We start from the raw sequence: 21495 nt of genomic DNA on the forward strand, positions 1-21495 counted from the left end.
CACGTTGCTAGTTAATGTTGGTATTTCACCCCTGTCGCACTGTGGTGTGGTGGGGGTGAACCTGTCTCCCCGTTAAGGGGTGGCGGGATCTACCCTATGTAGAAAAAGTTATACCTTTCGGAGTGTGAGCATAGTTTCTGGCATATATAGCTGTTAGGCTACGTGCTATGTCGTACCGATCTTTGCGCACCAAAAATACTGTTAGCTCGCGAGTTCTTTCATTGCAGGTGGCCACGACGGCGCTGGTCATGGCCGGGATTGTAGTCGGTTCCACCACCGCCGCTGGTGCGGAGCCTTCAACAACCAGGCCAACAACCACGTCTACGTCGGCAAGTGCATCAGCAACCACACCTGCCAGTGCAGCCGCTGATCCATCCGCCAGCCAAGCACCTACCAGCCATGACCGCCTTGTTCCCGTCACGGAGAAGGGCTATCGTCTCGATTCGCAGGAAATGTCGCGCCTGTATGGCCCAGGAGTGTTCACGCAAACTGCGCTGAGCAACACAGTGGTCGGCGCAGCTAAATCTAAGTTCACAATCGTGTCCAATCGCTTCCGTGCCACAGAAAGCGGGGAACTTTCGTTTCTGAGGTTTTACTGGCCTACCGGATCGGGATATGCCAGCGGCACCGGCGGAAACATTAAGATCACAGTCGTGCCGGACGATGGATCCTCCGAGCACAGGCCCGATCTGAAAGCGGAACCACTGGCGGTGACGCATTACCAACCGAAACTGGTGGACGGAAAGAAGCAGACGAAACAGGAGTTGTTGTCGGAGATTCCGATAGAGCAGAGCAAAAACGCGCTCACGAGCGGTCAGCTATATCACGTGGTGCTGGAGAATGTGGACCCGAAGCCGCAGGATAACTTTATTAGCAGCAATAATTCCATAACTGTCAAGGAGGACGGTAAGCCCGCGCGCTGGCTCAACTCCACGGATTGGTCCACCCTGATGGGCTCTCGGCCCGCCAATGACAACACAGCGGACTATCACTGGGATGACCTAACGCGTGACGGCTCAGGGGAGAAGTTGCTGTCGCCCATCATGGAAGTGGGCCTCACCACCGGCAAGAGCATCGGAATGTTTGACATGGAGTCGGGGAGTGTTCACCCGGAAAGGATCTACGCTGCCAGCCAGAATAAGCCAGTGCGCGAGCATTTTACGCCGAGTACGCAGAAGCGGGTGAGTGGTTTTTCGGTGGCGTCCGCAGCGTCAACAGGCGGTGCTCTGGGATGGAGCATTAAACAGGGGGATCGGGTGTTGGCATCGGGCCAGATTGAACAGCCAGAGGCGAATTTCACCACCCACAAGCTGACCAGGGTTGTCGGTTCGTTTACATGGTACGACGTGGCGCTTCCGCAGGATGTGGTGCTGGAGGCGGGGCAGAGTTACGACCTGGAATTCCGTCCGGTGGGCAACAGTGTGTGGCAGTTTGGCGACCACAGCAATGGCAGCAACTATGGCGTGAAATGGCCCGCCGCGTTCACGGAATCGCAGGCCCAGCACCTGCAGGATGGGACGTGGATCAACACGAATCACTGGGATCACACCAAACCTGGAGGTGGTACGAACTGGCCGGTAGTGCTGCATGTGGCGCCGTAACCTGGGTGCGGTAACTTTATAGGCACTATGGTCAACCACACTTCAGCGTTGCTCGGGCCGGCGGAGATTAGGCAGCTGGCGGATAAGCTCGATATTCGGCCGACAAAGAAGCTGGGTCAGAACTTCGTTCATGATCCCAACACCGTCCGCCGGATCGTTGCCGCCGCAGAGGTAACCGCCCAGGATCATGTGCTGGAGGTTGGCCCTGGTTTGGGGTCGCTGACCCTCGCGTTGATCGATACGGTGCAGGACGTCACGGCCGTAGAGATCGACCCACGCCTTGCTGCGGAGCTTCCTGCCACGCTTGCCTGGCGTGCCCCCGAGCACGCCCACAAGTTGCGGTTGATCGTGAAGGATGCGTTGCAGGTCACCCGACAGGACGTCGACGATGTTGGCGCACCAATGCCCACAGCGCTGGTGGCCAACCTGCCCTACAACGTCTCGGTGCCGGTGCTGCTGCACCTGCTTGAAGAGTTCCCCACCATCACCCGTGTGCTGGTGATGGTGCAGTCGGAGGTGGCCGACCGCCTCGCCGCCGCTCCCGGCTCGAAAGTCTACGGCGTACCCAGCGTCAAGGCATCGTTCTACGGTCAGGTTCGTCGCGCCGGGGCGGTGGGCAAGAATGTGTTTTGGCCCGCGCCGAAGATCGAATCCGGACTGGTGCGCATCGACCGTTTCCAGCCGTCACCGTGGCCAGACGGTGTGAAGGACTCCGCGTTCACGCTTATCGACGCCGCGTTTGCCCAGCGCCGCAAAACCCTGAGGGCGGCACTTGCGGGCGTGTTCGGGGCGTCGTCACGCGCTGAGGAGGCGCTGGTGCGTGCCGGGATTGATCCAACCCTGCGCGGGGAGAAGCTAGGCGTGGATGATTTTGTGCGACTGGCGGGCTTCATGCGGCACGAGGCCGTGGCGCATGGAAAGGTGAACCTGCACCTGGGTGTGGGGGATGCGCGGCCGGACGGGTACCACGAGCTGACCACGGTGTTTCAGTCGCTGGCGCTGGCCGACCGCATGAGCGTGAGTGTTTGTGAGGGGACTGCAGGGGTCGCGTCGCTCTCGGTAGCCGGTGCCGACGCGGACAAAGTGCCCACCGATAGCAGCAACCTGGTGTGGAAGGCTGCTGAACTCGCGGGGGTGTCCCAGGCGCTGAATGTGCACATTGATAAAGGCATTCCCGTGGCTGGTGGCATGGCGGGCGGGTCTGCCGATTCCGCCGCCATGCTGCGTATCATGGCGGTGCTGAACGGGCTGGATAATACGCAGCTGGAGGAGATCGCGGCGCAGCTGGGTTCCGATGTGCCCTTCACCCTGCATGGTGGCACGATGCTGGGAACAGGACGCGGTGAGAAGCTGGAACCACTGCCCACCTCTGGGGAGTACCACTGGGTACTGGCGGTGAGTTCGGAGGGACTTTCCACACCCACAGTGTTCGCCACGCTGGATGAACTTCGGGACACCAACCCCGAACTGCCGCGCGCTGGGGCGGTTGATGCGCTGGCGAGCGCCTTGCTCACTGGTGACCCGGAACAGGTCGCCCCGCATCTGGCCAACGATTTGCAGGCGGCGGCCGTGGCACTGCGGCCCGGTTTGCAGGATATTCTGGACGCCGGAATCCAGGCCGGGGCGCTGAATGGCATCGTGTCCGGTTCCGGCCCCACCTGCGCGTTTTTGTGTAGGGATGCGACACATGCGGAGCAGGTTGCGGCTAGGCTTCGCGCAGAAAAAGTTGCCGATGCCATCTACACCACTTACGGCCCCGTCGCCGGGGCGCATCTGATCACCAACGAAAGCTAAACAGTACTGTGGCTAATCTTGTCAGCGTAGAAAACGTCTCTAAGTCCTTTGGTTTGAAAACCCTGCTTGATGGGGTGAGCCTGGGCGTGCAGACCGGCGACCGCATCGGCGTGGTCGGGTTGAACGGCGGCGGCAAATCCACCCTGCTGAAGGTGCTCACCGGCCAGGAGCAGCCTGATGAGGGACGCGTCTCCCTGATGAACGACATCAGGGTGGCGATGGTTACGCAAGAAGCCAACCTGAATCCAGAGGACACGGTGGCCGACGTCATGCTGAAGCCTTTGGGGGTGGAGACGTTCGAGTGGGCGTCGAAAAGCAGCGTGCGTGACGTGCTGGACGGCCTGGGGATCACCGAACTCGGGTTGGATAGCAAAGTAGGGCAGCTGTCCGGTGGGGAGCGGCGGCGCACCAACCTTGCGGCGGCGTTGGTGCAGGAATTGGATTTGCTGGTGCTGGACGAACCGACCAACCACCTCGACGTGGAAGGGGTGCAGTGGCTGGCCGACTACCTGCTGAAAACTAAGGCGGCGCTGGTGGTGGTCACGCACGACCGCTGGTTCCTGGACACCGTGGCCACCCGCACGTGGGAGGTGCACGACGGCAGGGTGGACACCTACGAGGGTGGCTACAACGACTGGGTGTACGCGCGGGCCGAACGTGCGCGGCAGGCCGACGCGGTGGAGCAGCGGCGTCGAAACCTGGCGCGCAAGGAACTCGCGTGGCTGCGGCGCGGTGCCCCCGCCCGCACCTCGAAACCGCGCTACCGCATCGAAGCCGCCGAAGCACTCATTGCCGACGTCCCGGCACCCCGCGACACCGTGGAGCTCATGGCCTTTTCTAAACAGCGCCAGGGGAAAGTGGTTATTGAGCTGGAGGATGCCTATATTGCCACGCCCGACGGTCGCGACCTCGTGTGCGACCTGACTTGGCGGCTTGCCCCCGGCGAACGCATCGGCCTCGTAGGCGTCAACGGCTCCGGTAAAACCACACTTCTGCGCGTGCTGGCAGGGGAATACGCCCTCGGTACGGGCCGCCGCATCGAAGGGAAAACCGTGCGGCTCGGGTGGTTGCGCCAGGAACTCGACGACCTAGACCCCACCATGCGGCTTCTCGACGCCGTGGAATCCGTCGCCTCCTACGTACAGTTCGGAAAGAAGGAACTCAGCGCCTCCCAGCTGGCGGAGCGATTGGGTTTTTCCGCGAAACGCCAGCGCACGCCCGTCGGTGACCTTTCCGGTGGTGAGCGCCGACGCCTGCAACTTACCCGCGTGCTGATGGCCGAACCCAATGTGCTGCTGCTCGACGAACCGACCAATGACCTGGACATTGACACTCTGCAAGAACTGGAATCCCTCCTGGATTCCTGGCCTGGAACACTGGTGGTCATTTCCCACGACCGCTACCTCATCGAGCGCATCTGCGACTCCACCTGGGCGTTATTTGGGGACGGTCACTTGACCAATCTTCCCGGCGGTATTGATGAATATCTGCGCAGGCGGCGGGACATGGCTGGTTCTGGCGTCATTGCTGGTGGTGGTAGCGCTGCGGTGGCCGAAAAGAAGCGCGATGCGGCCGCCGACCACAAAACCCGCAAGGCCATGACGTCGCTGGAACGCAAAATCACTAAACTCCAGGAACGCGAGCAGGGCATCACCGCGAAAATGGCCGAGGTGGCCACTGACATGGATGCCCTCAACGAACTGAATACCGAACTAGCCGGTGTTCGCGACGAGATAGAAACCCTGGAAATGGAATGGATGGAGCTGGGGGAGCAGCTGGAGGGATAAGTGGGACGGAAGTCGGGGCGTCGTTAATCGGGCCTGGTGCTTCAGCGCGACCTCGCTATACTTGGCGGCATGATTTTGATCAACGTGAAGTTCAAAGTCCGTCCAGAGTATGTTGAGACGTTCCGCGATGAGGCCGCCGAATTTACCAATGCCACCCGCGCCGAGCCGGGTTGCCTGTTCTACGAGTGGTACCGCTCCACCGACCGTCCTGACGAATACGTGCTGGTAGAGGGCTTCCAGGATGACGCGGCGGAGGCGCACGTGAACTCCGAGCATTTCAAGAAAGCCACCGAGTTGTTCCCGACCTTGCTGGTGGAAACCCCGACCATCATCAATACGCTCATTCCCGGTAAGACGGAGTGGGACGAAATGGCGGAGTTTAAGGTCAACTAACGCGGCAGCTCAGGGGTGTCATCGGGAGCGCGGAGGGGCAGCCCCCGCCACACCCGATGTCCTACCTGGGTAGTACGCTAACCCTATGGGAAACAGTGACCTAAAACGCAGTTCCAAAAGTTCCACAAAGCCGCCGAAGCTTGAGAAACAAGCTTACGAGGAAGAGCTGAAACGCCTCCAGGCAGAACTGGTGGACATGCAACAATGGGTGGTGGAAACCGGGGCGCGCATCGTGGTCATCATGGAAGGCCGGGATGCTGCGGGCAAAGGCTCCGCCATTAAACGCATCACACAGTACTTGAACCCCCGAACCTGCCGCATTGAGGCCCTGCCCGCGCCCAGTTCCCGGGAACAGGGGCAGTGGTACTTTCAGCGGTACGTGGAAAAACTGCCCACGGCCGGGGAGATCGTTATTTTTGACCGCTCGTGGTACAACCGCGCCGGGGTGGAACGCGTCATGGGTTTCTGCACGTCGCAGGAGTATCGGCGATTTTTGCACCAGGCCCCGATTTTTGAACGGCTTCTCACCGAAGACGGCATTATGCTGCGGAAATACTGGTTCTCCGTGTCAGATGAAGAGCAAGTTCGCAGGTTTACCTCGCGCCGGGAGGATCCGCTGCGGCGGTGGAAACTGTCGCCCATGGATTTGCAGTCGATTACCCGCTGGGAGGACTACTCCCGGGCGAAGGACGAGATGTTTATCCACACGGATATTCCATCGGCGCCGTGGTACATCGTGGAGTCGGAGGACAAGAAGCGCTCCCGCATTAATGTGATCAATCACCTACTGTCCACGATTCCGTACGAGAAGATTAACCGCCCCCTGCCGGAGATCCCGGAGCGTCCGGTGTCTACTCAGGACTACGAACGCCCACCTCGGTCGGATTTCCGCTATGTTCCAGACGTGGCGGAGCATCTGGAGAGGCGACGTGTGGAAAACGCGGGCGTCGAGAAGCGCGAGGGCAAACGGGGTAAGAAGGGGCACAAGAAACGCAAAAAGTAACGCATATCTATAGCGGACTAAAAAGTGTTGTGCGACACTATGAGTATGAGTGTGTGTCCAGTCAATGTTTCCGTCCGCAATAGCACAGGGCTGCTTGAGCTGAACCGCCCCAAAGCCCTGAACTCCCTCAACCCCCGAATGGTGGACCTGATTACGGACGCCCTGGAGAAATGGGCCGACGACCCGGACGTGCACCGCGTGATCATCTATTCCAGCTCGCCGAAAGCGTTCTGCGCCGGTGGCGATGTCAGGCTGGTTCGTGAGGAAATCACCGGCGGTTCCTACAAGGCCGGCGACAAGTTCTTCCTCGACGAATACGAGATGAACAACGCGCTGGCCAACTTCCCGAAACCCGTGGTCGCACTCATCGACGGGGTTGCCATGGGCGGCGGCTTGGGTATATCCGCGCACGGCTCGCACCGCGTGATCACAGAAAACGCACTCGCCGCCATGCCGGAAATGGTTATCGGCTTCAGCCCCGACGTCGGCATGACCTGGATGATGGCGCGCATGGTCGGCGAACCCGGCCGCCCCATACCCGCGCTTGCGAGTTTTGCGCTACTCACCGGCTGGCGATTCAGCCCTGCCGACATGCTCTGGAGCGGCCTGGCCACGGACTACGTACCCTCCGAAGACCTCGGCGAATTCATGGACACTGTCATCGCCGAATCGCTTGACGACGCCCTCGAACGCTTCAGCACCCAACCTACCGGGGAGTCCGAACTGGCGGTATGGCTCCCCGAGATCGAAGAGTGCTTCGGGCACCCCACCTGGGCGGATATTTCCGCAGCATTGTCGGAGTGCGCTAACGCGGAATTTGTGGAGCTGGTGCACGGTTTGATGCGCGACGCCAATCCAAGTTCCGTGGTTGCTACCGTCGAACTTTTCAACGCCAACCTTGAGGTTTCGTCCTTGCGCGTGGCTCTGGAAAACGAAAACGCCATTGGCTCGGAGCTTCGGCGGGAACCCAATTTCCCGGAAGGCGTGCGCGCTGTGCTCGTCGACAAAACCCGCGATGCCGAGTTCACCCCATCTGATTACAAGGACGTAGACGTGCGCACGTATCGTACGATTTTGTCCTAAGTTGTAGGTTTTCGGGGTTCGGGCTTTCGGGGGGATTTTGTGGAGGAGATAAGTGGGCTGGTTTTTTCTCGGGGGCTTTCGGCTGCGGAGTGGCAACAGCTCAGTAGAAAACGTCGATCGGGTGAGTACCTGAAATTGGCCCCTGGGGCATATGTGCCTATGGGGGTGTTTGCCGAGGCACCACCCTGGGAGCGGCACCGTCTAAGCGTGTTGGCGGTCGGTGCGAGCGGGACGCACATTCTGGCCGGAATCTCAGCGGCTGCTCTTTGGGGAATGTGGGTGTACATAGTCGATGATGCTCCGGTGGAGTACTACGTGACTCAAGGACGAGTGAGACCGCAGGAAGTGGGCATGCGCTTTCGGGGAAGATTGCCTCAGGGACACCGAATCACTGGTCAGCGAGCGACGGTGACCAGCATTCCGCGCACCATCATCGACCTTGCTCGTTTCCATGGGTTCGAAGCATGTTTTATGGCAATGACGTGGGCTTTTCGGAATAACCGCTGCACGCCGGAGGACATTAGGTCCGCGCTGATGCCACCGCCACTCCCGCGCCTCGCCGTTGCACGCGCAGCCATACGCCGAAGCCCCAGAGAACAAAGAATGCATAGACGATGTACAGCACAGCTGAGGGGTAAAAGCCTCCGGCGAGGAGAAGTGGCACCCCGACAATGTCCACGCCAATCCAAACGAGCCAGAATTCCGTCCAGCCACGCGCCATGCCGTATGTCGCCAGGATGGAGCCGGTGAAAATCCAGGCGTCGGCCCAGGGACCCCACGAGCCCAGCGCAGTGAACACCCCAGCGAACACCAGGGTGCCCACAATCAAAAAGGTAACCATGCCGACACGTTCGCGGGGGCGTGCCCAGCGGGGCTGCACAGCGACGGAGTCTTCGGCGGGTGTGCTGACAATGGATCGCGACGGGTCTGTGTCTTGGCATTCGCGCAGGCCACGGCGTCGTGCGGCTGACCATTGATACCAGCCGTAGGCGCTGACAATCATGAACATGACTTGCCGCCCAGCCTGGCCGTAGAGATCCAGGTTTTGAGGCGTGTTGAACACCCCACCCAGGAAGACGGTGAGTAGCAGCAGGTTTCCCACAATTCCGATGGGCCACGCCCAGACCACGCGTTTCATACCGCCGTAGGCGCTGGCCAAGCCGAAGACGTTGCCGATGATTTCACGCCAGAGGATGGGCGCACCACCGATCACGAGGGTGGCGTCGAGTAGCTGCGTTGCTGGATTCACCGGTTTATCATACAGGCAGCTCAGTGTGCAGCAGATGATGATCCCCGTCAAAAGTCACATGTATAGGTGCTTCGGGGGCGTGCACAATGGCGTGTTCTTCCAGCTGGTCGAAGGAGGAATTCACCCCACGCAGCCGCGCGTAAGAGCGCACCGCCTGGCGGGCATCCAGCTCTGCGGGTAGAGGTGTCTGAAGGGTGGCGTGGAGGGCGTCGGTCGTTGCTGTGGGGAGCCGCAGCTCGGGGTGGTCGAAAAGCAAAACGGCAGTGGTCCCGTCGCCGAGGGGAACAGCGGTGTGGATCCAGCGCTGCAGGGGCGGTTTGACGGCGGTGAGTACACCCCAGGATTCGGCAAGCGAGACGGGAAGCTGCGGGTAAAGGAAAGCGGGAATGCCCAGATGCGCGCCGGTTTCACGGAGCTTCAGGCTGGCCTGCTGCAGGTGCGGGGGCAGGTTGCTCGCCCACGCCCAGGTCCAGGTGTCGTCGCGTACTGTTGCCAGCACCATGGCGTGCACGGTCAGTGCGGGCCTGCCCGCCTCAAACTGGGAGAACAAGGTGAGCAGACTGGTCACCGGGTCGAACTGGGCGGTAGGGGTGGCGGGGGAGTTGGGGTACAGGGCGTCGAAAAGCAGTTGCTGCTCAACGTTGAAGTAGAAGGCATCGGCGCGGAAGTCGTCGAGGCTGAAATCCCCGGAAATGCACTTAATCAGGTTGTCTTCTAGGGTGAGGTCGGTGCCGTCGCTGAAGCTAATGGTGGTGTCAGTTTCGTAAATTCCTAGACCGGTGGCGGCGGCGTAGGCGCGTAGTGCACGGCGGATGTCCATGGTGGGCAGTAGGTAGGGGATGCCGTGGGTGAGGGCGCGCCGGGAGTTGGGGGTGGGTGGTGGCGTGTCGAGAACCAGGACGGGGGTTTCGCCGTTGCGTTGCGGTGCGTAGAGGGCAGGGCGGTTGCCGTGCAGTGTGCGGGCTGCGGCGAACAGCGAGGGGGAGTAGGGGACATCGCCCTCGAACTCAGGAATGTTGAAGCTGGTGTGGGCTTGATGAGCGCGTGGCGACGTCCAGTGCAGCATGCCCTGCGCAGAGTTCAGCACTGCAACCTGCTCGGCGTTGGCGGTAAAGATCGAGCCGAATGTGGGCTTGAAGTGCACAACGAAGCTGTCACCAGCACTTTCCACATCGACGTGGGCGATGCTGCCGAGGTTGCTGTTGAAATCGGAGTCGTATTCTGCTTGGGCGAAAATACCGTCTGCAACGACGTCGGTGATAGTTTGTGGGCTGAGATAATCTACCATTGAGACTCCTAAATAAAATTGTTCTCTGAGTATCAATCTTAGAACTTATACTGCACCATTCCTACATTGGTGGTCATAATACAAGAGAGACTGGACTGCATATGGGCGTAAAAAACGCATCTAGCTGTATGAAGATGGCGGCATCGCTGATTGCTATCACCTGTGTATTGCTTGGGATTACCCCTGCAAATTCCCAAGAAAAAACTTACGACTATGGCATGGATCCGACCATTGTGAAGAACCCCGCAGACAATGATCTCCCCCGTGCGCAAGGGCCTTTTCATAAAATTCCTAAGCTCGGATCCCTGCTGACCCGAGGTGGATCCAGTGACAACACCACTTTCGAGCTCTACAGCTCCCAAGAGCCGCAAGAGACCAACCCTATGTTTCCTGCTGGTCGCAGTCACCTGCCTACAGCCACCATCGATATGAATCCAGAAGTGCTGGCCAGGCTGCGGGAATGGGCAAAAGTAGATGGCACAAAAATCCGGCAGATCAACGCCTACTCCCCGTCAATGGGGCGCACCATTCCGCTAGTGTGGATACCCGCCAAAGACACCTCGCAACCTAGGCCCGTGCTCTATGCACTCGGTGGTGGCGACGGTGGCCAAGGCGAGAACAACTGGATCACCCGCACCGACATGGTGGACTACATGCGGGAGCGCAATGTCCACGTCATTATGCCCATGCTTGGTGCGTACAGCCTGTACTCCGACTGGGAAACAGAACTGCCCGCCCAGGGCGGAAAACAAATGTGGGAGACCTTTCTCACCCACGAGCTGCCAGAGCCACTAGAAAAGGCAATTGGTGCCAACGGGAAACGCAGCCTCATCGGCATGTCCATGTCCGGGGCGACCGCACTTATTTACGCCACCCACCAGCCAGGATTGTATGACTCGGTGGGTTCCCTCTCTGGTTGCGGGCTGACAAACTCCTGGGTGGGGCGCCGCACCGTAGCCGCCACCATCTACAACGCTCCCGCTGAGCCGGACGATCCGTGGGGGCCGATGAACTCTCCGCAGTCTCGGTACAACGACGTGTACATCAACGCCGAAAAACTGGCGGACCAACCCAACCTGTACGTTTTCTCTGCTTCCGGCACATATGGCATCAACGACATGAATGGCCCCAACGCGCCGAAAGAATGGGAGAAGAAAGATCGCCGAACCGCGGGCTTCCAGATCGAAGCGGCCGCAAATTACTGCAACCACCTGCTCAAATCGCGGACAGACAGCCTGGGGATCCGTGACAATATTTCCTGGGATTTCCGGCTCACCGGAACGCACTCCTGGGGATACTGGCAGGATGCGCTGCACCGCTTCTGGCCCATCATGGCCCGCGGATTTGGGCTTGACGGCGGCAGTGTCCCAGATATGGACACCGATGGTGAAATCACTGGTGGGTCATCGGCATTAACCACCAACGACCTGCTGTCTTCTGACTCGGTGTTATCCTCCGAAGACTAAAAACACTAAGAGGACGGTGTCCCGTTGATGCCGTGGTCCAGAATGTCGAACACGGCATGCAGTACTTCCTTGTAGGGGGCAATATCACCAATTTTTAGGGCAAGCCCTCCAGAAAGGAACGACAAGATGGTGATGATGTGGGCGTCAATGCAGTCCAGCTCGCCGCCGTACCGTTCGTAGAGAGCGTTGCCCAGTTGCAGGAACAAGCCCTGTGCCCGCTCATTTAGGTCCCGCCCCAACGAGGCTGACGTGTGATCAAGCAAGTACATGACGTTTTTCGCCGAATAGGGGTCATCATCGGCGAGGCTTACTTGCGCGAAGATGATGCGCTTGAGCAGGTCAATTGGTGCTTCGTCTGCGGGGGCGTCGGTGATTTCCTGCAGCCAGCGGTTCACCAACGTTTCAAAGAAAAAGAAAAACGCATCGTCCCGGCGCGAAAAATAGTTATGGAAAGTGCGGGGGGAGACCCCGGCCTGTTCTGAAATCCTAGCGACGGTGGCGTGTTCGTCCCCTTCTTCGGACAGGAGCGCCACCGCCGCTGCGGCTATGCGTTCGCGGGTTTGTTGCTTTTTCCTCTCCCGGAGACCACACATTAGTGCACAGGTGCCTTTCTGGTGAGCGATTCGCCTTCAATGTCTACATGAGGAATCATACGGTCTAGCCACCGGGGAAGTCTCCAGGCGCGGTCGTCAAGGAGGAACATCGTTGCGGGGATAATGGTCATGCGAACGATGAAGGCATCGAAAAATACCGCGACGGCTAGGGCGAAGCCCATGACCACAATGAATTTTTCGTCAATGAGCATGAAGGCGGCGAACACGCTGATCATGATGAGCGCTGCGGCTGTGACCACGCGCGCGCCGTGCTTGAAGCCGTTGGCCACGGCGTTGCCTGCGGTTTTGCCGTGTACGTAGCCTTCTCTCATACGACTGACCAGGAAAACTTGGTAGTCCATGGCCAGGCCGAAGACGATGCCGACCAGCATGATGGGGAGGAAGCTGATGAGCGGCTGCGGGTCGCTGACCAGTCCAGCGAAACCCTGCTGCCAGATGAGCACGGTAAGTCCGAAAGTTGCCGCCACGGTGAGTGCAAATCCGAGGGTGGCAATCAGCGGCACCCAGATAGAACGGAAGACCAGCATGAGCAGAACGAATGCGAGGCTGAGTACGACGGCGAGGTAGGGGAGCAGGGCGTCGTTAAGCCGCTGGGAGATGTCCTCGAACATGGGGCCGACACCGGTGATCTTGTAGTTGTCGGCGTTGTTGCGCAGGTCGTGCAGCAGGTCGCTGGTGCGTTCATCGGTGGCACCGTACTCGGGGGTGATCAGGACCTGTGCGGTGTCCTGGGCGTCGTTAAGTGCAATGATCTGTGCGTTGGTTACGCCGTCGGTTCCCTGCAGCTTTTCGACGGCCGCGCCAAAGCTCTGCATGCGCTGATCCTCCGGCCTGGAGGTGGCTTCGACCACGGCGATCATGGGGCTGTTGCGGCCGGGGCCGAAAGCGTCTTCGGTCATTTCGTAGGCGACGCGGCGGGGGGAGCCGGGTTCGGTGACACCGTCGGTGGGCATGGATAGGCGCAGGTTCATGGCGGGAATGGCCAGCAGGATCAGGACGAGTGCACCAGCGCCAAGGAAGACGAGTGGCTGGGAGCGGACCTGACGGATCCAGCGTAGACCCATAGTGGGCTTTTCTTGCTCAGGATCTGGTGCCGTGACAAACGGTGCGGTGACAGAGAAGACGCGGGTTCCCACCAGGCCGAGGATGGCGGGCAGCAGGGTGATGGCCACGAGGACGGCGACGGCGACGGTCGCGGCGGCGGCCAGGGCCATGGCCGACAGGAAGGAAATGTTCACAATGGTGAGCGCCGCCAGCGCGATGAGCACGGTCAACCCAGCGAACACCACGGCGGAACCGGCTTTGCCTACCGCCAAGCCCGCGAGGTGAGCGCGGTCTTCTCTGCTGATTTCGCGAAGGCGGGTGCTGAGCTGCTTGGGCGTGAGGTCGTGCCCGTTGATGTGGTCAATGAGTTCGCTGCGGAAACGAGAGAGGATGAACAGCGCGTAGTCGATGCCCACGGCCAGACCAATCATGGAGGCCAGGGTCGGGGTCATGCTGTTGATGGAGTCGGTGAAGCCGGTGGCGGCGGTAACACCCATCAAGCCGAATGCCACGCCCACCACGGCGGTGAGCAGTGGAAGACCTGCTGCGACAAGGGAACCGAACGTGATGATCAGCACTACCGCGGCGACGGTGATGCCGATGAGTTCACTCTGCATTCCCAGGGATTCGCTGTCTTGGAAGGCGTTGCCGGAGTAGGCGGTGGTGAGGTTACCGCTGTCATTGGAAATGATGGTGGTAATGGCATTGCGCTGTTCGGAGGTGACATCCCCTGCTTTCTCTGCCTCGAAGGTGATGTCAATGGTGCCTGTGCGCCTGTCCTCGCTGAGCGGGGAGATGGCTTTCAGGTCCGCGTCGATTTGTTCCTGTGGGATGCCCTGCGCAGCTTTCTGCTCTGTGAGCTGCTGCTTCATGCCCATGGCGGCCATGACAGGATTGACCAGCTCGTCGGTGTCTTTCAGCTTTCCGGAATCTTTGAGGCTGGTCACCAGCTTGTCTACATCGGCACTGACATCGGAGTCTTCCAGAGTTTTCCCCTCTGGTGCCTGCACGATCACCTTTGCGGTGGGGGCGGTGAGGGCATCGTCGGATGTGTTGAAGCGTTCTTTGATTTCGTCTTGGGCTTCAATGGATTCCAGGCCGGGGATAGTGAAGTTATTGGACAGCGGTTGTGACAGGTTTGCCGCTGCGGCTGCCATGCCTGCGATGAGTAGGAGCCACACCACCAGCGTTTTCCAGCGGTTCAGGTAGGTCAATCTACCGAGTCTGTAGAGCAGCTGCGCCATAAAAGATCACCTCGTAACGGGGATTGGGTGTTGAAGACAGTTAAACAACCCCGAATGTTACACGGTGAATGCAAAAATGCACAACTAACGCAATAATTTGGTGGGGCGATTGGTGGGGGCGCTTTTAGGTGTGAAAATGCAGTGCAAGCCGCGTGCGGTCAGGTACCTGGGTCTTGCGTAGCAGTGCCGAAATGTGATTCTTCACTGTGCCTTCCGCGAGGTGAAGTTCCGCTGCTATCTCCCTGTTAGATAGTCCCTGGCCCACCAGCTCCGCCACGGTTTTCTCGGTGGGGGTCAGCCCCGCGAATCGGCTAGGAAGAGCGAGCAAGTGCGCTACCCGTGGATCCACATAAGGGTGGCCGTCATAGGCGGCGGTGATTGCCTCCGCAAGCGTGGTGGGGGAGACGTCTTTGAGTAAAAAGCCAGCGGCCCCGGCCTTAATGGAACGCCGGACAATCGTGGCGTCGTCAAACGTGGTCAGAATGATCACCGGCAGCGATGGCCACAACGTGTGGCACTGTTCCACCAGCTCGGGGCCATCCATGCCAGGCATCACGGCATCCGCGAGCACCACATCAACCTCGCTGTTGTGCAGGCTGACCAGGGTTTCTGCGGCCGATGCACAGGTGGTCACCACCTGGATTTCAGGAGACTGCGCAAGCAGAAGTTTCAGGCCGCGGCGAAGAAGTTGCTGGTCGTCGACAATAAGCACACGAATCATGGGGTCACACACTTTCCGTCAGCGGCAGGGATACGCCCAGAAAAAAGCCCTCGGTGGTGGGTTCGGCGTGAAGCATTCCGCCCGCTTGCTCGGCGCGTTCCCGCAGCGACCGCAGGCCGTAGCCCTCATCCTTAGACTCCGCTGGAATTGAGCGCTGCAGTGAGGTAGAAAAGTCCTCCACCGTGAGAGTGGCTGCATCATCTGTGCATTTCAAAGTGAACTGCAGCGCATCCGGGTGCCCGTGTCGCAGGGCGTTGGACAGGCCCTCCCTGGCAGTGACCTGGAAAATCTCACCGGCAGTAGCCCCCAAATGATGCTTCGCCTGCGGGCCTTGAATGTAAAACTCCAGGCCAGTGCTGGCAAATGCCTGCGATAGTGACTCCAAGACGGTGACTAATTGCATGCTGTCCTCGGGGACCGGCGCGGGCGGTGGATCCAACGCGCGCACCCATCGACGCAGATCCCTCAGCGCTTGCGTAGCTACCGTGTGAGCGTGATCAACCTCCATCCAGGCATCGTGCTCTTTTGTGGTTTTCAGGGCCTTCGCCACATCAAAAGACATGGTGATCGCCACAAGCTGCTGCCCAATGCCGTCATGAAGCATGCGCGCCGCCTCACTTCGCTCATTATCGACGGCCGCCGCTACCGCAAGTTTCCGTTCACGCTCGCCGCTTTCTTCAAAAGAGGTTAGAAGCCAGGCCAATAGTAAAAAGAGTACCGACAGGACGAACATTGCGAATGCATGCCAGAACAACTCTATTGCTGACGCATGTCTAAAAATGTGGGGAATGGGGGCTGTTACAACGCATGCAGCAACAATGATCAAACAGATGCGCATACTAAAAGAGCGAAGCACAATCCATAGTGCGACGGCCATAGTGCCTGATGCAATGGTGTCATCTCCGACGAAGGACAAGATGAGGTTAATGCTTGCTGTGGCGGTAGCAAGTAACTTATTACGTGGATTCTTTGACCAATAATAAAGGAGAAGTGCATCGATGGCTACTAATATTATCGCGACGACAATTCGTATTTGTGCATAAAAATATATAAGCGGAGAGTATCTATCTGGAAAGCATAGTGGTTCGATGCATATCAGAATAGAAGATATTAAAGAAAAGGCAACAAGATACAACCCCGGTGACCGATAATTTAGCGTCATAAAATAATCTTAACAGCGACGACATGCGTGTACCCATGACGTGGGTCACGAGTTTTGATGACTCACGGCACTATCGACCCGGGTTGTACTGTGAGACGCTGAGAGCATGGCAACCTCACATCACGTATCTCATCAGTCTTTGAGGCTACCTAGTATCATTTTAAGGCCTATTCTTGCTGTTGTGATCCTCGTGGTAGCTGATCTTTCCTCAACGCTGCCTCTATTAATTCCCTGGGTTAAGGCTGCCCGAAGGCAGGCTGTTGGCCACGGAAACGCAAGCATAGCGCTGTTCTGCGTTGTAACGCTGATCTGCGTCACGTTAACCACACTAGTTACATGCGCGTCTGTATGGTTTTTATGTCGTTATCTAGACAAGATGCCATTTTCCATTGTGGACTTACGCCTTACTAGTCGTGGGGTGTTGTGGTTCTTCTCTATGATTGCTGTGGCGTGCATTATTTTTGCCATTACTATGGGGATCGCACATCTTGCTGGAGTAAAAGGAATTCCAGAAGACTCATCGGGTGATACATGGTGGGCAAATATGATTCTCTCCTTTGGGCTTGGATTCCTTTTGCAAGCTATCCCCGAAGAAATAATATTTCGTGGCTGGTTAATTCCTTCCCTGGGAAACACGAAACTTGCTGTTGCGCTCAGTGTGGTGACGTTCGGGGTCATACATATCGTCTCGCAAGGTGGTCAGCAAAATCTTGTCGAACGCTTCATCTACCTCATCATGCCGTTAGGATTTGCGTTTGCCGCTGCCATAGTGCGACTTGCTTCTCATTCCGTCTGGGCAGCGATAGGTGTTCATGGTGGTCTTCATATCTCCGGCACTATCATGTTCTTCCTACCGAATGAATCATCGCCGTTGCAGTGGACACTCTTGGGCGTTTTGTGGGTGCTCGTGGGGATTATTGTTAACTGGCGGTATAAAGTTCTTGAAAATCTGGCATGACGGGACTTCTTCCTATGAGATCATTGTGGTGGTATGTGGCATCGCACGCGGTAATGGTTATTGCCATTGCTGTCGCGTTGTACCACTATCCTCAGCTTCCAGATCCTCTGCCGCTTCACTGGGGTCAGGACGGCACTGTTGATAATGCAGCGCCAAAAACTATCCCTACTGTTCTTTTTCTTGTGGGTCTAGGTCCTGCCATTGTGATCGCGGCAGGGGCCGGTTTTGCTGGATACTCTCAGTTCTTCGCGTACAACAGCAGAGAAAGAGATGCAGTGTCTCGTCAGCGGACGATTCTGATTAACAAAACAACTCAGTTAACACTGGGGTTCTTCACATTAAGTGTCACCACTGCAATATCTTTCCTGGTCACACGTGCTCTTGTGTGGACTGTTGAGACGTGGGAGCTTTATCTTTGTCTTTCCTTTATTATAGCGGTGCTGGTGTGGGCTGTGTCGGCTGATATACGCGCACGTCGTCACGCAGATATCATCTACCCACCCAGTAACTACAAACCACGAGCATTAAAGGGAGGAATGTTCTATTGGGATGAGGGGGATTCTCGAACTTTTATCGAACTTGATGCTAACACCATGGCGCTGAACTTAGCTAAGCCCAGTGCCTGGGCGGTTATGGCGATGCTTCTTATACCTGTCTTTGTTATTGGTTGCGTTGTCGCCTTTGCTTAATCAGCCACCAGGGCTTCCAGGAAGAATTCGGGGTGCTCTTTTTGAATGAACTGCAAACGCCATTTATCGCCAAACAGAGCGATGAGTTCGCCGTCGGTGCGGGTGAAGATCTCCACGCCACGTTGTTTTGCTAATTCTGGTGCGGTTTCCGCATTGGTGCGGCGTGCCACGGAATAGGGGACCGGCTCGGCGATTGTTTCTACGTTGTATTCGTTATCCATGCGGGCCTGCATTACTTCAAACTGCATGGGGCCAACGGCGGCCATGACGGGCGCGGCGTCGCCACGCGCATCGTTTTTGAGCACCTGAACCACGCCTTCCGAATCCAGCTGTTCCAGCGCTTTACGGAACTGCTTGTATTTACCCAGGCTTTTTGCGCGCAAGGTGCGAAAATGCTCGGGCGCGAATTGCGGCATCGGCGGGAATTGAACCTTTTTTCCGGTGTAAATTGTATCGCCGGGGGCGAGCGAACCTGCGTTTACCAAACCAACAATGTCGCCCGGGTAGGCAGTTTCTACCGTTGATCTTGTGCGACCAAACACCGTGAGCGCATATTTCGTAGAAAATGATCGCCCCGACTGTGCATGCGTCACCTGCATTCCGCGCTCAAATTCGCCCGACACCACCCGCATAAACGCTAGCGAATCGCGGTGATTTTTATCCATCCCCGCTTGTACCTTAAACACCACACCCGAAAACTCGTCACCCGGTTCACGGCCATTGTCCATGGCGCTTTGCGACGCCGCGACTGCCGCCTGATCACCCGCACGTGCGCCCGGTGCGGGTGCCAATTCGCACAAAGTGTCCAAAATTTGATGTACGCCAAAGTTCAACATTGCCGAAGCGAAAATCATGGGGGAGGTGGTGCAGTCAAGAAATAGCTCCTGGTCGTGCACCGCGCCGTCGGCGGCCAGTAGTTCCGTCTCCTCGGCGGCGGTTTCCCAGGTATCGGCTTCCTTATCAAGCGCCTGTTCAGGTGTGTAATGCTCCTCGGGCGCGATGGTAGAACCGCCGGCGGTGCGAATGAAGTGAATGTACTCTTGCGGTTCGCCCTCATCACTCAGCTTGGCAAGACCCCGGAAATCACCAGCCTCGCCGACCGGCCAATATAGGGGAGTGGGCTGCAGCCCAATCTCCGTGACAATCTCGTCCACCAGCTCTAAAGGTGACTTTCCGGGGCGATCCCACTTGTTCACCACAGTGACAATCGGCAATCCACGTGCCTTACATACGCGGAACAGCTTGAGGGTTTGTGGCTCCAAGCCTTTCGCGCCGTCGATAAGCATGACTGCAGCATCCACGGCAGTGAGCACGCGGTAGGTGTCCTCTGAAAAATCTGCGTGACCAGGAGTATCCACCAGGTTAATCATGTACGGTTCGCCTTGATGGCCTTCCGGGGCGTACTCAAACTGCAGCGCTGATGAGGCGATGGAAATGCCGCGGTCCTTCTCCATCTCCATCCAGTCTGACACAGTAGCCTTACGACCAGCTTTACCGTGCACGGCGCCAGCCTCCGCGATCACATGCGCGTGTAGCGCAAGCGCCTCCGTCAACGTGGATTTACCAGCGTCAGGGTGGGCAATCACAGCGAACGTACGCCGGCGGGCGGCCTCGGAAGAGAGCGGAGAATTCATAAGGTATAAGGATAGCGGGTCAAGCCAAAAAACTTAACTTACTGCTGGCAAAGCAACGGCATTGTTGCCATCATGGCAAAGCTGGTACGTGGCACCGCTAACCGAAATGTCCACCATAGGGGCGGAAAACTTTAATTTGCTCGCTGAGTATTCTTGCCGGTTCTATATCTCTCGTTTGAAGATAAATATCGGCTGACTGTAAAGCTGCTGTTGTGAGTTCTCGCCATTGCTTCGGGGAAAGCGGCATATTATTGATGGAGGCATCAGCATACAGCCATTGCATGGACCTCAAGATACTTGATGTAGGGGAGAGATATAGTTAATGTCTATATAGAATATGGCAAGTTTTTCATCTACGGGGCCACCTAGTTCACGTTCGATCTTGGCGAGTGATTTCTTTATATTCCACTCCGGACACTTATCCATGCGAGATATTGTGTAAAGCGCGTAGATAAAGGTAAGTGGTGTGTATATTATGAAAAATGCTTCGGAAGCGATAATAAGCGTACCGTATTTCATTGTGGGACTTGAGGTAATGATCGTAAATGCTGCAAACCATAGTATGAGACTAATTATCATCTTTGGGAAGTAACTTTTGTTGCTTTGCTTCTCTATTTTAAACGGATTGCTGCCTTGAGAAATCCTATCAAGGAAATCTATTCTGTCCCTGCATATCCAGGCGGAGGGGCCATGGAGAAGTTGTTCAATGGATTCTGAAGTAATAAGAGGGCTTGTTCGTGAGAACGATTTCCCCAAGTGGCCAAATAGTGTATCCATTACCTTGTTATGCGCCGCTGTGGATATGGGCTGGTGATGTGCATATTTTAGATAGCTCGGGTGATCTAGTGTTTTTTCGTTATTATCCTCATCTTGAATAGTAGAGTCTAAAATGTGAGTATTTTTATTAATGTTAGTGCAGGCATTTAGCTCATCGCAGATCGAGTGTATGTCGTCAATGGAATCATTGTTTTTCTGTTGCCATGTTGTTGTTAACTCGATTTTATATAGTTCCAGTAATGGGTAGCAGTGTGCGCTAAAAAAGTAAGGGCTATTCCATGGATATCCGGTAAAAAATTCTAGTTCATTGCCGCGAAGGGTTGGTGGCCGTTGAAGTATATGCCCCGCAAGAATTAGCTGTACGCCCCCAAAGGGATTGCTATTCCGTGAGGGCAGTGTTGATCATGTCAAAATGATCAGCTCTTACCATGGAAATTTCGTCTATAATTAGAATGTCTAACGATTCTAGGATCTCTGTATATTCTTCATTGGGCGTCTGGCGGTATGATCTCGTGGTATTGACGGGTTCGCTTTGTGAAAAACCGAATACTTCACCGATTGTCATACCACCAACTTTTGATGCTGCATCTTCGGTGGGTGCTATAATGAGGCAGTTTCTTCCGCGGGAATACTCGTTGATGAATGTGCAAAGTAGGGCCGATTTTCCTGTTCCTTCGCGTCCTGTAATTAAGAGATTTCGCCCTCTTTGCATTTCCAAAAGTGTTGAGGAGAATTCTTTTGTCATATTGACATTCATTACCCGATCCTTTGATTATACTTTGATTGCGTTTATTGATTTTGGGTTGAAAATGGCACCTCTAAGCCAATCATGTTTGGCGTCGTCAAGTGCTGTAGTGGCTTGGATGCTGTTTGGTGCGTAAAGGTTTCCTGAACGGTAAAAATGTGATCCATGATACTTTGTGGCCGCGTTTGGATGCTGTTCATGGCTTTTCTGCTCAGTCAGGAACCTGATATCTGCTAGGCCATC

16 protein-coding genes and 2 pseudogenes are annotated in these 21495 nt (G+C 56.8%); 10 read left to right on the forward strand and 8 right to left on the reverse strand.

From position 1 onward, the window contains the following. Window positions 1–167 precede the first annotated feature (167 nt). The 7 genes and pseudogenes from CDUR_RS04080 to CDUR_RS04110 all read left to right on the forward strand — a co-directional run bounded on the left by CDUR_RS04080 (window position 168) and on the right by CDUR_RS04110 (window position 7661). Window positions 168–1601 (forward strand): hypothetical protein, encoded by a 1434-nt coding sequence (locus tag CDUR_RS04080; protein WP_179417235.1) that lies wholly within the window; start codon window positions 168–170, stop codon window positions 1599–1601. A 27-nt stretch (window positions 1602–1628) separates the two neighbouring features. Then, window positions 1629–2489, forward strand: a pseudogene (gene rsmA, locus CDUR_RS04085) (16S rRNA (adenine(1518)-N(6)/adenine(1519)-N(6))-dimethyltransferase RsmA); the annotation flags it as partial. 15 nt (window positions 2490–2504) lie between these two features. Next, window positions 2505–3395, forward strand: a pseudogene (locus CDUR_RS04090) (4-(cytidine 5'-diphospho)-2-C-methyl-D-erythritol kinase); the annotation flags it as partial. A gap of 8 nt (window positions 3396–3403) precedes the next feature. Then, entirely contained in the window at window positions 3404–5182 is a 1779-nt protein-coding gene (locus CDUR_RS04095) for an ABC-F family ATP-binding cassette domain-containing protein (RefSeq protein WP_179417237.1), read from the forward strand. 69 nt (window positions 5183–5251) lie between these two features. Then, a complete protein-coding gene (locus tag CDUR_RS04100) occupies window positions 5252–5575 on the forward strand; it encodes a putative quinol monooxygenase (protein ID WP_179417238.1) in 324 nt (107 codons plus the stop codon). Between the two features lie 85 nt (window positions 5576–5660). Beyond that, a complete protein-coding gene (gene ppk2 / locus CDUR_RS04105; RefSeq protein WP_179417239.1) occupies window positions 5661–6578 on the forward strand; it encodes a polyphosphate kinase 2 in 918 nt (305 codons plus the stop codon). A gap of 39 nt (window positions 6579–6617) precedes the next feature. Further along, the gene (locus tag CDUR_RS04110; RefSeq protein WP_006063143.1) at window positions 6618–7661 is read left to right on the forward strand and encodes an enoyl-CoA hydratase/isomerase family protein; all 1044 of its coding nucleotides are present in this window, start codon (window positions 6618–6620) and stop codon (window positions 7659–7661) included. A gap of 520 nt (window positions 7662–8181) precedes the next feature. Here the strand turns inward: CDUR_RS04110 and CDUR_RS04115 are convergent. Both CDUR_RS04115 and CDUR_RS04120 read right to left on the reverse strand, forming a co-directional pair. After that, window positions 8182–8910, reverse strand: coding sequence for a nicotinamide mononucleotide transporter family protein (locus CDUR_RS04115; RefSeq protein WP_179417240.1), 729 nt, complete (start codon window positions 8908–8910; stop codon window positions 8182–8184). 7 nt (window positions 8911–8917) lie between these two features. Beyond that, entirely contained in the window at window positions 8918–10198 is a 1281-nt protein-coding gene (locus CDUR_RS04120; protein WP_179417241.1) for a DUF6882 domain-containing protein, read from the reverse strand. Window positions 10199–10299: 101 nt separating this feature from the next. Here CDUR_RS04120 and CDUR_RS04125 point away from each other — a divergent pair, with 101 nt between their 5' ends. Beyond that, the gene (locus tag CDUR_RS04125) at window positions 10300–11664 is read left to right on the forward strand and encodes an alpha/beta hydrolase (RefSeq protein ID WP_290208052.1); all 1365 of its coding nucleotides are present in this window, start codon (window positions 10300–10302) and stop codon (window positions 11662–11664) included. A 5-nt stretch (window positions 11665–11669) separates the two neighbouring features. On the opposite strand, the gene CDUR_RS04130 is transcribed toward CDUR_RS04125, so the two are convergent. The 4 genes from CDUR_RS04130 to CDUR_RS04145 all read right to left on the reverse strand — a co-directional run bounded on the left by CDUR_RS04130 (window position 11670) and on the right by CDUR_RS04145 (window position 15990). Continuing rightward, window positions 11670–12257, reverse strand: coding sequence for a TetR/AcrR family transcriptional regulator (locus CDUR_RS04130; RefSeq protein WP_179417243.1), 588 nt, complete (start codon window positions 12255–12257; stop codon window positions 11670–11672). After that, window positions 12257–14566, reverse strand: coding sequence for an MMPL family transporter (locus tag CDUR_RS04135; RefSeq protein WP_179417244.1), 2310 nt, complete (start codon window positions 14564–14566; stop codon window positions 12257–12259). The genes CDUR_RS04130 and CDUR_RS04135 overlap by 1 nt, the downstream gene beginning before the upstream one ends. Window positions 14567–14690: 124 nt before the next feature. Then, window positions 14691–15287: a response regulator transcription factor gene (locus CDUR_RS04140; RefSeq protein ID WP_179417245.1), complete on the reverse strand. Its 597-nt coding sequence runs from the start codon at window positions 15285–15287 to the stop codon at window positions 14691–14693. Between the two features lie 4 nt (window positions 15288–15291). Further along, complete coding sequence (locus CDUR_RS04145; RefSeq protein ID WP_233452904.1) at window positions 15292–15990, reverse strand: sensor histidine kinase; 699 nt, start codon at window positions 15988–15990, stop codon at window positions 15292–15294. 565 nt (window positions 15991–16555) lie between these two features. Between CDUR_RS04145 and CDUR_RS04150 the strand changes: the two genes are divergently transcribed. Then, window positions 16556–17407, forward strand: a complete 852-nt coding sequence (locus tag CDUR_RS04150; protein WP_290208053.1) for a CPBP family intramembrane glutamic endopeptidase — start codon at window positions 16556–16558, stop codon at window positions 17405–17407. Next, complete coding sequence (locus CDUR_RS04155) at window positions 17404–18096, forward strand: DUF1648 domain-containing protein (RefSeq protein WP_179417248.1); 693 nt, start codon at window positions 17404–17406, stop codon at window positions 18094–18096. The genes CDUR_RS04150 and CDUR_RS04155 overlap by 4 nt, the downstream gene beginning before the upstream one ends. Here CDUR_RS04155 and CDUR_RS04160 read toward each other — a convergent pair. Next, window positions 18093–19730, reverse strand: coding sequence for a peptide chain release factor 3 (locus tag CDUR_RS04160; protein ID WP_179417249.1), 1638 nt, complete (start codon window positions 19728–19730; stop codon window positions 18093–18095). The two genes, CDUR_RS04155 and CDUR_RS04160, sit on opposite strands and share 4 nt — an antisense overlap. Window positions 19731–20886: 1156 nt before the next feature. Further along, the gene (locus CDUR_RS04165; protein WP_179417251.1) at window positions 20887–21264 is read right to left on the reverse strand and encodes an AAA family ATPase; all 378 of its coding nucleotides are present in this window, start codon (window positions 21262–21264) and stop codon (window positions 20887–20889) included. Between the last annotated feature and the right edge of the window lie 231 nt (window positions 21265–21495).

Origin of the sequence: Corynebacterium durum (genome assembly GCF_030408675.1) — a bacterium.
GTDB classification, from domain to species: domain Bacteria; phylum Actinomycetota; class Actinomycetes; order Mycobacteriales; family Mycobacteriaceae; genus Corynebacterium; species Corynebacterium durum.